Origin of the sequence: Algoriphagus limi, assembly GCF_024919275.1 — a bacterium.
GTDB classification, from domain to species: Bacteria; Bacteroidota; Bacteroidia; order Cytophagales; family Cyclobacteriaceae; genus Algoriphagus; species Algoriphagus limi.
This window is the reverse complement of sequence record NZ_JANWGH010000003.1, coordinates 212410-226409: the sequence shown is the minus strand read 5'-3', so window position 1 is coordinate 226409 and position 14000 is coordinate 212410. Positions and strand designations below refer to the sequence as shown.

The 14000-nt window shown below is 43.2% G+C and carries 13 protein-coding genes; 7 read left to right on the top strand and 6 right to left on the bottom strand.

The features are described 5' to 3' along the window. Positions 1-5: 5 nt before the first annotated feature. The 6 genes from NY014_RS13025 to NY014_RS13000 form a co-directional block, all read right to left on the bottom strand. Complete coding sequence (locus tag NY014_RS13025) at positions 6-1724, bottom strand: IlvD/Edd family dehydratase (protein WP_259415023.1); 1719 nt, start codon at positions 1722-1724, stop codon at positions 6-8. A gap of 93 nt (positions 1725-1817) precedes the next feature. After that, positions 1818-2810, bottom strand: coding sequence for a glycosyltransferase family 61 protein (locus NY014_RS13020; RefSeq protein WP_259415022.1), 993 nt, complete (start codon positions 2808-2810; stop codon positions 1818-1820). Between the two features lie 11 nt (positions 2811-2821). Further along, entirely contained in the window at positions 2822-4126 is a 1305-nt protein-coding gene (gene murA, locus NY014_RS13015; protein WP_135076032.1) for a UDP-N-acetylglucosamine 1-carboxyvinyltransferase, read from the bottom strand. Continuing rightward, on the bottom strand, positions 4127-4744 hold the full coding sequence (locus tag NY014_RS13010; RefSeq protein ID WP_435520639.1) for a DUF4290 domain-containing protein: 618 nt from the start codon (positions 4742-4744) through the stop codon (positions 4127-4129). A gap of 95 nt (positions 4745-4839) precedes the next feature. Continuing rightward, complete coding sequence (locus NY014_RS13005) at positions 4840-7098, bottom strand: ATP-dependent helicase (RefSeq protein ID WP_259415021.1); 2259 nt, start codon at positions 7096-7098, stop codon at positions 4840-4842. A 202-nt stretch (positions 7099-7300) separates the two neighbouring features. After that, on the bottom strand, positions 7301-8137 hold the full coding sequence (locus NY014_RS13000; protein ID WP_259415020.1) for a lysophospholipid acyltransferase family protein: 837 nt from the start codon (positions 8135-8137) through the stop codon (positions 7301-7303). Between the two features lie 117 nt (positions 8138-8254). Between NY014_RS13000 and NY014_RS12995 the strand changes: the two genes are divergently transcribed. From NY014_RS12995 to NY014_RS12965, 7 genes are all read left to right on the top strand, one after another. Continuing rightward, positions 8255-8848, top strand: coding sequence for a sigma-70 family RNA polymerase sigma factor (locus NY014_RS12995; RefSeq protein WP_135076041.1), 594 nt, complete (start codon positions 8255-8257; stop codon positions 8846-8848). A 12-nt stretch (positions 8849-8860) separates the two neighbouring features. Continuing rightward, complete coding sequence (locus tag NY014_RS12990; protein WP_135076044.1) at positions 8861-9136, top strand: mycothiol system anti-sigma-R factor; 276 nt, start codon at positions 8861-8863, stop codon at positions 9134-9136. 1 nt (position 9137) lies between these two features. Then, entirely contained in the window at positions 9138-9710 is a 573-nt protein-coding gene (gene gmk, locus NY014_RS12985) for a guanylate kinase (protein ID WP_259415019.1), read from the top strand. Positions 9711-9713: 3 nt separating this feature from the next. Continuing rightward, positions 9714-10280, top strand: a complete 567-nt coding sequence (nadD, locus tag NY014_RS12980; protein WP_259415018.1) for a nicotinate (nicotinamide) nucleotide adenylyltransferase — start codon at positions 9714-9716, stop codon at positions 10278-10280. Between the two features lie 225 nt (positions 10281-10505). After that, positions 10506-10709, top strand: a complete 204-nt coding sequence (locus tag NY014_RS12975) for a hypothetical protein (RefSeq protein ID WP_259415017.1) — start codon at positions 10506-10508, stop codon at positions 10707-10709. Between the two features lie 52 nt (positions 10710-10761). Beyond that, entirely contained in the window at positions 10762-11901 is a 1140-nt protein-coding gene (locus NY014_RS12970) for a 6-bladed beta-propeller (protein ID WP_259415016.1), read from the top strand. 188 nt (positions 11902-12089) lie between these two features. Further along, positions 12090-13871, top strand: a complete 1782-nt coding sequence (locus NY014_RS12965; RefSeq protein ID WP_259415015.1) for a glycoside hydrolase family 15 protein — start codon at positions 12090-12092, stop codon at positions 13869-13871. The last annotated feature ends 129 nt before the right edge of the window (positions 13872-14000 follow it).

Here is a 14000-nt window from a genome sequence, read left to right as displayed (position 1 = left end):
TTAAATTAATGGGAGTCCCTTTTCACCTCCGATCCGGAACTTCCTTGTAGAAAGTCAAAATCAACTCCTTCATGGGCTTGGTTTACCCGGTCCAAGAATAGGTTGACATAGCCTCTATCATAAGGCAATTCAGTTGGCTTAAATTCCGCCATTCTCCGTTCCAATTCACTTTCAGGAATAAGTAAATTCAGGCTACGATTAGGCACATCTAATTCGATCAAATCTCCATTTTGCACCAAAGCCAAAGGCCCTCCAATGGCTGATTCCGGCGAAACATGGAGCACCACTGTCCCATATCCCGTTCCACTCATTCGACCATCGGAAATACGGACCATGTCCTTAATCCCTTTTTGCAAAAGCTTAGCCGGCAACCCCATATTCCCTACCTCAGGCATTCCAGGATAGCCTTTTGGTCCCACATTTTTGAGTACCAAAACAGAGGTTTCATCCACTTCTAAATCAGGATCATCAATCCGTGCTTTGTAATCATCAATATCTTCAAATACCACAGCCTTTCCTGTATGTGTTAAAAGATGCGGACTTGCTGCAGATGGTTTGAGCACTGCTCCATGGGGACAAAGGTTTCCTTTAAGTACTGCAATTCCAGAATCCGGCTTGATGGGTTTTTCCAAAGTTCCGATCAAATCTCGGTCGTAGCACTCTGCCTTTTCGATGTTTTGCCCAAGTATTTTACCATTGACGGTCATACATTCTGTATGAAGCTTGGATTGAATTTCTCGCATCACAGCCGGTAAACCTCCAGCATAAAATAAGTCCTCCACCCAATGCTCTCCTGATGGCTGTACGTTGGCTATGAGTGGAATTTGGGATGAAAAATGATCAAAATCCGTCAAGTCCAACTCCACTCCAATCCTTCTTGCGATGGCTGTCAAATGCAGAATAAAGTTGGTAGAACCTCCCAGAGCTGCATTGACCATAATGGCATTTTCAAATGCTTTTCGGGTGAGAATTTTGCTCATACGCATATCTTCTTTGACCAACTCCACAATCCGCATTCCAGCCATATGTGCCAAAACTTTCCTTCTGGAATCAGCAGCTGGAATGGTAGCATTATCCGGCATAGCTAAACCTAAAGCCTCCACCATGGCAGCCATCGTAGAAGCTGTTCCCATTGGTGCGCAATGACCTCTGGAACGGGACATGGCAGCTTCAGCCTCAATAAATTCTTCCTGAGAAAGCTTTCCTAATTTGTATTCTTCTGCAAATCGCCAAACATCGGATGTGCCGATTTTTTTACCCTTAAACCTTCCCACCAACATAGGCCCTCCCGAAACAACCAAAGTGGGTAAATCAACCGAAGCAGCACCCATGACCAAAGATGGAGTGGTCTTATCACATCCACACATTAAAATTACCCCATCCATAGGGTTTGCACGGATGCTTTCTTCCACATCCATGGAAGCCAGATTTCTAAAAAGCATAGCCGTAGGCTTGATGGAACACTCTCCCAAAGACATGACCGGAAACTCCAAAGGAAATCCTCCAGCTTCCCAAATTCCTTGTTTGATGGATTCAGCTAATTCCCGAAAATGGGCATTACAGGGAGTGAATTCAGACCAGGTATTACATATTCCGATGACTGGTTTTTCGCCTTCAAAAAGATGGTGGGGAAGGCCTTGATTTTTCATCCAGGAGCGATAAATAAAGCCGTCTTTTCCTGTACGGCCATACCACTCCTGACTACGGAGTTTTTTCTTGGACATGGTTTTTTTTGGGTTTGAGAATTTTTTCTAGAAGATAGGAAAAAAAGAAGATTTAATCGAGTAAAAACCTATTCTCCTTGCTTTCTCCCCAATTCAAGCCATGCTATCCAAAACCTCTTCAAGAGATTCTACATCTATGTTGAAATCGGCCAAAATAGTGTTCTTCTCGGTCCCTTCGTTTAAGGTATAATAATAAGATAGCCCGAGCGCATTGGCTAAATTGAAATAGCAATTAGTCTTATCATCATGATAATTGCGAAGTTCCAACACTTGGCTTCCTGAAGGCAAAAAAATCATATTAGTCAAAGCGGCTCCGTGCAAAGAAACCAGCAATTGCGTTTCGCCCATGAGTTCTACCTGTTGCTGGACTGAGAAATTTTCGGCATGAAAAATCTCAAATCCTCTTTTGCGCAGCATCAACTCTACTTCCGTTTCATTGAGCACCCGACGCTTAGGAGCTTTTTCGCGACTGATGTAAACTTTCCGGCTGGGATTCTCAGAAATCTTAGAAATTCTGTCCCTGGTCTCCAAGGTGTATTTTGGGTTGAAATGAGGGAATTCTGCTGTTCTGGAAGTCAATACTAGCTTTTTAACTTTTAGATTTTCAGAAGCAGAATAATAAACAGGAGTTACCCCGATCATCTCAAGGCTTTGGCTTACATAAGGGAGTTTTTGATAGGCTTCATGCAAAATCACTCGATCCGTGATTCCTTTTTCAAGACCTTGCCAAATGCGCGGAAGACAATCCGTCATCCAATGAAAATAATTCGCACTCCACTCATCCTTGATCCAAATACCCGCTTCGATGGTTCTCCATTTTCGAAGGGCACAATTCAAAACTCGCTTCCCCAAAGGCAAGGGGCCCAAGCCATAAACATGGGTATGGGAATCGAAAAAACGTAATTCCCTCCAAGAAAAAACGGTATCCTGAAGAATCAAGGCATCCTCTAAAACCCAACAGGGTTTCATACTAAAAGAGGATTCGAGCCAGTTTTGGAACAGGGGTTGATCTTCCTCTCTGATATTCTGAGGAAGCTTTCGATTTACTCGGATTTCCTGTTCCAACTCAGAGGGGCTCAGCGGCATAAGTCTTGTTTTTACAGACGCTCTATATCAGCACCCAATGCATTCAATCGCTGATCAATCATTTGATAGCCCCGATCAATTTGCTCGATATTATCGATGATGGAGGTCCCATTTGCAGAAAGGGCTGCAATCAACAAAGCCACCCCAGCTCGAATATCAGGAGAAGTCATGCGAATACCACGTAGCGGATATTTTCTATCCAAGCCGATCACAGTAGCACGATGCGGGTCGCAAAGGATAATCTGTGCTCCCATGTCGATCAACTTATCCACGAAGAACAAGCGGGATTCAAACATTTTTTGGTGTACTAAAACCGTCCCTTTTGCCTGGGTAGCTGTCACCAATACGATAGACAATAAATCTGGAGTAAAGCCAGGCCAAATCTGATCTGCAATCGTCAAAATCGAACCATCTATAAAGGTTTCAATTTCATAATGATCTTGTGCAGGAATAAAAATATCATCACCACGGAACTCCATCTTAATCCCCATTCGCTTAAATGTATCAGGAATGATACCAAGCTTCGGGATTTGACAGTTTTTAATGGTGATTTCGGATTGAGTCATGGCTGCCAAACCTATGAAAGAACCAATCTCAATCATATCCGGCAACATGGTATGAGTGGTCCCACCTAGTCGCTCCACTCCTTCAATGTGAAGCAAGTTGGAACCGACTCCGGTGATTTTAGCTCCCATGCGGTTGAGCATGTCGCAAAGCTGCTGTAAATAAGGTTCGCAGGCCGCGTTATAGATGGTAGTCTTGCCTTCTGCCATTACGGCTGCCATCACGATATTGGCAGTGCCAGTGACAGAAGCTTCATCCAAAAGCATATAAGTACCCTTCAGATGCTTTCCGTCTATATGGAAAATTTCTCGCTCGGCATCATAGTGAAATTTGGCTCCTAGTTTTTGGAAACCGGTAAAGTGGGTATCCATCCTACGTCGGCCGATCTTATCTCCGCCCGGCTTGGATAGTTTTCCTGTACCAAAGCGGGTCAAAAGTGGACCCAAAATCATCACAGAACCTCGGAGTGCAGAAGCTTTTTTCAAAAAGTCTTCTGTTTCCAAATATTCCAGATTGATCTCGTCTGCTTGAAATGAGTAGGATTCAGGACCAAGTTTGGTCACCTTCACACCCATATCGCTCAAAAGCTCTATGAGTTTGTTGACGTCCCGGATATTGGGGATTTTATGGATGGTGACTTTTTCGTCTGTTAAAAGTACTGCGCAAAGAATTTGAAGCGCTTCGTTTTTTGCTCCTTGGGGAATAATCTCACCCTTGAGCTGATTTCCACCACGGACCCGAAAAGATGCCATTTAGTTTCGCCGTTTTTTGTTATGTCCATTTCTGCGACGGCCTCCGCCTCGCTTGTTTTTACCACTGTGCTCTTCGTGGGATGGCACTTTGAAGTCCCGTCTGGTATTGGATTCGAAAAGGGCGTTTTCTTTTACTTTTTCCAAATCGATATGCAGCTTCCCACCGGAGAGCGTTTTGATATCGTCAATGATGATGCCATCATCGAAATTGTCGCGGTTCCAAGTGGAATGAAAGCTTCGCATTAACTGTCCGATGTAGATGATTGCTGCTTCCTGCTCCTCATCATCTTCGATTTCGATCGCTTTCTCGATCAATTTCTCGATGTTTCGTCCATAATGCTTAAAGCGAACTTCTCCTCTAGGATAGCCGATTGGCAAAGGCTTTTTCCCGAGCAACTCCTTTTCTGGCATTGGGAAGGGACTATCCACATCCAATTTGAAATCTGACATGATGTAGATATCATCCCAAATTTTCTGATCATTCTCCTGCTTCATAGCAGGATTCAACTGCTTGATGATATCAATAATGGTATAAGCGCTGGCAGTGCGTTTTTCCCGGTCTTCAATGCTGCAGACATAGTCCACCAAGCCTTGAATGTTTTTTCCGTATTCTTTCAAAATAGTCTTGTTTTCTGATTTTAGCTGCTCTTTCGCCCTCTTGGGCTGCCGATCAAAAGGTAACAAAAAATCACCAAAGGCAGAAGGGCATTCACTTAGTCTATAATCCTGAGCTTTGCAAAGCTAAGTAATAAAGTCTTCTCCCCAAAATGCTCAAATTGGATGGTAGCCTTGCGATTAAGTCCATCCACTTCGATCTTCAAAACCTTCCCATAACCGAATTTTGGATGCTCCACCAATTGTCCTTCCTGTAGGTTATTGGTATTGCTGGGCTTGAAATCGGGACTCGGCGTATGCACCTTCATCTGAGTAGGCCTACGGGTTTCTGGTTTTTTCTTGATTCCGATAAATCCCGTACTTCCAGGTAAGCCTTCTCGCCGGAATACTCCCGGCATTTCCCGAGTAGCCATTTTCTTATTCACTTTGATACAGGCCGGATCGATTTCTTCCAAAAAGCGGCTCGGTTCACAATTGAGCAAGCGACCAAATCGATAGCGACTGAGCGCATAGGTCAAATACAACTTATCCATTGCGCGGGTAGTAGCCACATAGAATAAGCGACGTTCCTCTTCCAAGTCTTCCCGACTCTGCATCATCATTTGAGAAGGAAATAAATCCTCCTCCATTCCCACCACAAAGACCTGCTTGAATTCCAATCCTTTGGCGGAGTGAATGGTCATCAAGGTGATGGCATCGGTGGTATCCTTATCCCGGTCATTATCGGTAAGCAGGGCGATTTCCTGCAAGAAGGCTCCCAAACTCTTGTCTTCATTTTCAGGATTGTCCACATACTCCTTCATCGCATTGAGGAGTTCCTGCACGTTTTCATATCGGTTCAACCCTTCAATGGTCTTATCCTCATATAGTTCCCGAAGCAAACCGCTTTGCTTAGCAATGGAACTGGCTGCTTCGTAGGCATCCTTTCGCTGAACTTCGATCTGAAAAGCCTTAATCATGGTTGCAAAATCATCCACAGCCGAACCTGCACGGCCTCCCAAAAATGGAAATGGATTTTGAACCACTTCCCAAAGTGGCACATCATGGTCGTAAGCTGCTACCAAGATTTTTTCAACTGAAGTATTACCAATTCCCCGCTTAGGATAATTGATGATTCGTTTGAAAGCTTCCTCATCCATTGGATTGACCGTAAAGCGTAAGTAGGCCATCAAATCCTTGATTTCCTTACGCTGATAGAAAGAAAGCCCTCCCACAATTTTATAGGTCAGGTTCATTTTGCGAAGCGCTTCTTCTATCGCTCGGGACTGGGAGTTGGTTCGATATAGAACTGCAAAATCAGAGTTTTGAAGTTTCTTATTATTCTTTTCTTCGAAAATGGTCGTAGCTACGATTCGGCCCTCCTCATTATCCGAGGCTGCTTTGATTAATTCGATCAGATCTCCATTGGGATTTGAGGTCCAAACGGTCTTTTTGAGCTGGGCTTTATTTTTGTCAATAATGGAATTGGCAGCCTCCACAATGGTCTTGGTGGAACGGTAATTCTGCTCCAATTTCACCACGAAAAGATCCGGGTAGTCCTTTTCAAAATTCAAGATATTCTGGATATCCGCACCGCGGAAAGCATAAATACTCTGGGCATCATCCCCTACTACACAGATATTTTGATGAACGGCTGCCAGTTTTTTGGTGATTAGGTATTGGGAAAGGTTGGTGTCCTGAAACTCATCCACCATCACATATTTAAAGCGCTGCTGATATTTGTTGAGCACATCGATATGATCTCTGAAAAGCACATTTGTATTAAATAAGAGATCATCAAAATCCATAGCACCAGCCTTGAAAAGTCGCTCTTGGTAGCGTTGATAAATCTCCCCCATCCTAGGTTTCATGGCTGCCTCATCATCTGCCTTGACAAAGGGATCTGCCTGATAGGCTTGCCAGGAGATGAGGCGGTTTTTTGCACCTGAAATCCGGGAAAGAACCACTCCCGGTTTGTACACTTTATCATCCAATCGCATTTCCTTGACGATGGTCCGAATGAGCGATTTCGAATCATCCGTATCGTAAATGGTGAAATTGGATGGATAGCCGATTTTTTCGGACTCGACACGTAGGATTTTTGCAAAAATGGAGTGGAACGTCCCCATCCAGGTATTCCGAGCTTCCAGGCCAACCAATCGTTCGATCCGCTGCTTCATTTCATTGGCGGCCTTGTTGGTAAAAGTCAGGGAAAGAATTTGAAAAGGATCAATCCCCCGAGCATAGATCAGGTGGGCAATCCGGTAAGTTAAAACCCGGGTTTTGCCTGAGCCGGCACCGGCAATAATCATCACCGGCCCTTCTGTATGTTCGACTGCTTCCCGCTGCGGGGGGTTGAGTTCCTCTAAGTAATCCATTATTTTGAGTAGCTAGTAGCTAGAGTTTAATAACAAATGGTAATATGTATTAAGTACGAAGTCCAAAGTACCAAGTACCAAGTATCAAGTAGCCAGAAACAAGAAATCAGAGACAAGAAGTTAGATGCTTACATTTTATTGAAACTGAATTTTGGACATTTTTTCAATTTTGAAATTTTCCAATTTTTCAATTCATCCTACTTCAAATCTTCCACCGCTTATGGCTCCAAAGATACATGTCGGGCTGCTCGCGGATATTTTCTTCCAGCATTTCACAAAAACGATCCGTGATGGAATGTGGTTCCTCAGCATCATAGGGAGGGCTTGCCAAAGGCAGGTATTCATAGCGATAATATCCTCGCTTGACTTTGGTCATTTTCCCATAATGGACATAGAGGTTCATTTTTTTGGAAAGAAATTCTCCCCCTTCGAAAAAGACCGCTGGGCGATTTAGAAAATCCCGCTGATAGCGATTTTCGGAAGATGGAGGGCGCTGATCTGAGCCAAGCAAGACAATGCGTGGATCCCTACCCAAGGTAAGCATGCCTCGTCGAAATGCCTTTTTCTCGGTTACATATCCGCCAAATCGTGTCCGGATTTTTTTGATCAACTCATTGAAAAAGGGATTATTCACTTTCAGGTAAACTGTTTCGACAGGAACCTCCGTGTATAAATTCGTTCCTACTACTCCCCATTCCCAGTTGAAAATATGCCCTGTCATCATGATGGAGCTTACCCCTTGATGGACCGGGGCATCCAAATCAGGCTGATTGACTATGACAAACCTGCGGCGAAATTCCTCCTCCGAAATTGTCAGTAATTTGATCGTTTCAGCAAATGTGTCAGAAAAATTCCTGTAAAATCGGTTTCGGACCTTTTTTCGCTCTTTGTCTGTAAGTTCCGGAAAGGCATATCGAAGATTTTCATCGATGACCTTTTTTCGATACCGAATCACAAAACGGGCCACTAGATACAGGATGTCCGTGAATAGGTACAGGACCGAAAGAGGAAGTCGGGATAGCAATCGAAAGAAAAGCATGGCTTATCGAGGGATGTCAGAAAATTTGGCCTTTTCGAAGCAACAAAATAAAGGAAAAGAGGGGATAAGTTCCCGATTCCTAGTTATAAATTAAGCAGATTATTACTTTTGAGACTTATGTCGGAAAGTCAGCGCAGAAAATATACGCAGGAAGAGAAAAACCGCATTTTTGACGGGGAGTTTATGCCACACATAGACTCCATGTACAATTTTGCCTACCGGCTCACCTTTGATGAGGACGATGCCAAAGACCTGGTGCAGGACACGTATCTCAAGGCCTACCGATTTATCAATTCTTTTGAGCAGGGAACCAACGCCAAAGCCTGGCTGTTTCGCATCCTGAAAAACAGCTTTATCAACGAATATCGGAAGAAAAGCAAGCAGCCTGCGAAGGTCGATTATCAGGAAGTTGAAACTTATTACAACTCTGATGATGTTGACTTTCAAGGAACTACTGATTTACGGGCTGATTCGGTCAAGGATATGCTCGGAGATGAGATTTCCAATGCGCTTAATGCCTTGGCGGTAGACTTCCGTACAGTGATCATTTTGGCGGATCTGGAGGGTTTTACCTACGAAGAGATGGCCAAAATTTTGGATATCCCGATCGGAACGGTTCGATCGAGATTGCATCGGGCGCGGAACCTGTTAAAAGAAAAATTGCGAGGATATGCCCAATCCATGGGCTACAAGACAGACGAGGAGGAATAAAACGAATACCAAATGGAAAACAATGGACAAGGATCTTCCGAGGAGCGAAAGCTTCAGTGCAGTGATGTCAGCAAATGCTTTCAGCTGCTGGAAAGTATTCTAGATGGAGAAATGGGTGAGGAAGGCAAAGAAATCCTCAAAGAAAAGCTGGACAAATGCCAGCCCTGCTTTGAGCACTTTCATCTGGAACAAGCCATCCGGGAAGTACTGAAAACCAAATGTACCAAACAACCTGTACCCCATCAATTAGCCGACTCTATCCGGCAAATGATCCAAGAAAGCAAATAAGATGACGCAAGGCAAAGCCATCATTTTCTCCGCGCCTTCCGGATCGGGAAAGACCTCCCTGGTCAAATACCTGATCGAACGAATCCCAAATCTGGGATTTTCTATTTCAGCCTGTACGCGGGACCGAAGAGGAAGACATGAGGTGCACGGGAAGGATTATTACTTTTTGTCCCAAGAGGAATTTAAGCGAAAAATCGACGAGGATGCTTTCATTGAATGGGAAGAGGTCTATGAAGGAAACTTTTATGGCACGCTGAAAGAAGAAATACAGCGCATTTGGGATTCAGGTAAAGCGGTCATTTTTGATGTAGACGTCAAGGGTGGATTGGCGCTGAAAAAATATTTCGGAGATCATGCACTGGCGATTTTTGTGAAGGTTCCGTCTTTAGAAGTCCTCAAATCCCGACTCAATGACCGAGGAACCGAATCTGATGAATCCCTATCCAGAAGATTGTATAAGGCAGAATTTGAGATGAAATTTGAGCCGCAGTTTGATGTGACTATAATCAATGATGATTTTGCCAAGTCCTCAGCAGAAGCAGAAAAACTTGTTCGGGAATTTTTAGCCTCCTAAACGGTGAATATCGGACTCTTCTTCGGCAGCTTCAATCCTATTCACATCGGTCATATGATTATTGCCGAGACGATTTATGACCGGACAGATTTGGATGAAGTATGGTTTGTGGTCAGTCCTCAGAATCCTCTGAAGAAAAGAAAATCCCTCATCCATGAGTTTGATCGACTGCGCATGGTGGAGCTGGCTATTGAAGATAATTTCCACTTTCGGGCCAGCGATGTGGAATTTCACATGCCCCGCCCGAGCTATACCATCGATACGCTGACTTATCTCAGTGAGCAGTATCCCCAGCATCGGTTCCGTATTTTTTTGGGGTCGGATAATCTCAGTCAATTTAAAAAGTGGAAAAATTACGAGCAGATTCTAGCCCACTATCAGGTCTATGTCTATCCGCGACCTGGGGAAAAAAGGGAGTTTGATCATCCTGCCGTACAGTGGGTAGATGCCCCTTTGCTGGATATTTCGGCAACTTTTATCCGAGAATCAATACAAAAAGGCTATTCCGTCAAATACCTGCTCCCCCAAAGAGTAGAGGAGTATATTCAGGATAAGAAGCTGTATTTGTAGACTTTTATTCATGCAAACCGGCCGTTTTGAAAAAAAACATACCGTTACTGGAAAAATCGAATAAATTTTCCACTATGTTTTTCATTTATGAAAACTAGTGTATTAGATTAGTTCCAACTTCGGAGTCGAAGTCGTTTTTGGCCGAAAAAACTTTTAAAAAAAGCCCCCGTTCGTGTCTCACGCACGGCAAAAAAAATGATAAAATTATTATTTGGATTAGCCTTCTTGGCTACATTATGCATATCATATAGTGGCTCCATAGCAAATGCTCAAGTTTTAGAAGGAGAAGAGGAATGTGAAGACTCAATAGAAATCGATGGTGAAACTATAACGGTTACGGTTTGTGGTCGAAAGACGAACCTTTGGGGACTGATTGATGGTATTGATTGTAATGCTGAGGCTACTACTTCTTGTTCTTTCACGAATTGACAAAAAGACTGATTGCGGGTCAGATCGACCCGCATTTCTATTTTAAAAAAGTATGATCAAACGATTTTATTACATTCTAGCAATCTTTTCTCTGAATTTAATCTATTCATGCAATCAAAACTCTTCGGAGGAGGGGGATATCCATCCGATAAAAATTCAGTCAGTAGCCTCTGTTGAAAATCTATCCATAAAATCTGCTCGGATAGTAAGGTTTACGGAAAATACTTTTGCACCTGTTGGAAGTGTGTATAAGATCCTAGCTATTCAAAATCGGGTTATTTTGGTTGATAGAATTATAGGAAATGCAGTGATTATTTTTGATGACACAGGAAAGTATTTAAATCACATCCATAGAATCGGTGAAGGGCCTGGTGAATATAAGAACTTGGAAAATATATACTATGATGAAAAGGAGAATGTACTAATCCTGATTCCAATGGATTATCGGAAAAAATATTTCTTCGATCTTGACGGCAATTTTATCAAAGAGGAGAAGTATAATGAAAATATTAGGTATATAGACCTATTACCATCAGGTAGTTCGGAGATTCTGATTAATAATGGTTCCCTGAATGCAGAGGATGGATTCAAAGTTTATGAAAATCAAGAATTGGTTGTATCAGCCATACCTTTTGTTGATTATTTAGACATGACCCCCTTGTATGGTAGGAATGTTATTTCTAAAATTGATAGATATAATTATAATTTTACTGTTGGGAATAGAGACACCATTTTTCGATATAATGCTAAGAGCCGAAAAATTTCAGCTGATTATATTTTTGATTTAGAAGCTCCGATTTCAAAAATCGATTATGGCAACCATCCCCATCCGTTAGAATATTTTGTTGAAAGCCAAATGTATATTGGTGTTTTTGATATTTTCCAAAATGAAAAATTCCTTTCATTCACAACATTTAAATATCCTGGAATTAAGGGCAGACTTCTATCAAAATCAACTAATAGAATTTATGATACTGAGGAGCTAATCCACAACAAAATCGGTAACATCGGCTTTGATGGAATTCTTGGTTTAAGCGAGAGCGGAGAGTTTATTGCAGTGCTCAAGCCCAACCAGGATGGGGGTTGGGATTTTTCGAAGAACAAAAATTTAGAGGCTGCCTTCGATGAAATGGGGGATTTAGGCCCTGAGGAGTTTTTACTGCTTTTCATTGAGCTCGAAGAAATAGGTTAGCTTATTTTTTTAAATTTTGTACTTATCGGCAATGATATCAGTTGCCATATTTTCTCTGCTTATCTAGATAGGTATTTCAGGATGAAGCCTTCAGAGATTAGTCCCTAGTCTTTGCATCCTATTCCCTTTTTTGCTTATTTGCCAATGACCCATTAGCCGCACTTTTTTTAAACCTAAGCTTCAACTCCATGAGCAAACATCTTTATGAATCCGGCCTGATCGGTAACTGCGCCTATATTGCCCATATCGAAAAAGACAGTAATATCTCTTGGCTCTGCATGCCTAGATTCGATTCAGACTTTATTTTCGGCGGGATGCTAGACCGAGAGAAGGGAGGCAAATTCACGATTCTTCCCGATTCCGGACAGTTCACTTCCAGCCAATCCTATGTAGAAAACACGAATATTCTGGAAACGGTCATTTCCAATGGTTCCTACAGCTATAAGGTCACGGATTTTGCCCCGCGATTCAAAAACTACGATCGCTACTACAAGCCTTTGATGCTAATCCGTAAAGTAGAGCCTCTTTCCGGAAGTCCAAAGATCAAAATCACTTGTCAGCCGGTCACCAATAAGGGTCAGTTGGCACTTACCCCAAGTCAAGGTAGTAATCACATTCGCTACATGGGGATAGAGCAGGAACTGCGCCTGACCACCAATGCACCCTTGGCATATATCTGCGAGGGAAAGCCTTTTGTACTGCAGCGACCGGTGTATTTGGTACTAACTTATGGTAGGCCTTTGGAAGCTCCTATCGAGACTACCTCGGAACGCTTTCTACAATCGACAACGGACTATTGGAGATCATGGGTCAAGTCTACCAGCATTCCTAACTTTTCCCAACGACTTGTTTTGCGCTCGGCCCTTATTCTGAAAATCCACCAATTTGAAGATACAGGAGCCATCATCGCAGCCTCCACCACTTCCCTTCCTGAGTCTCCGGGCAGTACCCGAAATTGGGACTACCGCTATTGCTGGATCCGGGATACCTACTACACGCTGACCTGTTTCAATAGTCTGGGTCACTTTGAAGAGTTGGAGAAGTATTTCGACTTTATCCAAAACCTACCCACCGGGCCGGATGGACGCTATCAGCCACTTTATTCCATCACGGGAGATTGGCTTTTGACGGAGGAGATATCCGATTTAGACGGATACTTGGGAAATAAGCCTGTTCGATTTGGCAATCAGGCCTACACCCATATTCAAAATGACTTGTATGGTCAGGTCTTGGTTTCACTTTTGCCTTTGTACTCTGATCAGCGTTTTACGGAGTCCGAGCGGAGTCATTCTGAGCCTTTGATCATGAATTTGCTGGATAAAATTGAGGCTACGATGAACGAGAAAGATGCGGGTTTGTGGGAGTTTCGAAATCTCGCGCAAGAACATTGCTATACTTTCCTTTTCCATTGGGCCGGTGCCAATTCGGCCGCAAAAATCGGGATTCGGCTGAAGAATGAGGCCATGTATCAAAAGGCCATCTTGCTTCGGGATGAAGCAGCTAAAAAAATTGAAGCTTGTTATCTCCCTGAGCGTAAGGCTTATTCCCAGGCTATCGGTTCCCAACATATGGATGCCTCCACGCTACAATTGATCACCATGGGTTATTTTGGGGATGATTTGGAGCGGGCAAACAATCATTTGAAGGCTTTGGAAGAAGATCTGCTTGCGAAGGACTTTTTGTTTTATCGATACAAACACATGGACGATTTCGGAGTGCCGGAGACTACCTTCTTGATTTGTGCTTTCTGGTATATTGAGGCTTTGGCTTGTGTGAACCGATTGGACGAGGCAATTGAAGGCTTTGAAACCTTGGTCAAATACTGCAATCACCTAAACCTGTTTTCTGAGGACGTTGATCAGGCCACAGGAAGTCAATGGGGTAATTTCCCGCAGGCCTACTCACATGTAGGATTGATGAATGCTGCCTTCCGTATCGGTAAAAAACTGGACATCCCGAATTTCTTGTAGAGGCATAAAACTCCTAGCCACGCAGCGGATTATCCTCCCGCAAAGCAAAGAAGTGGCAAAGAATATCTTGCCGCAGGCATATCTCACTGAGCGCAGCGAAGTGTATTTCCATTGTATTTCGCGAAGCAG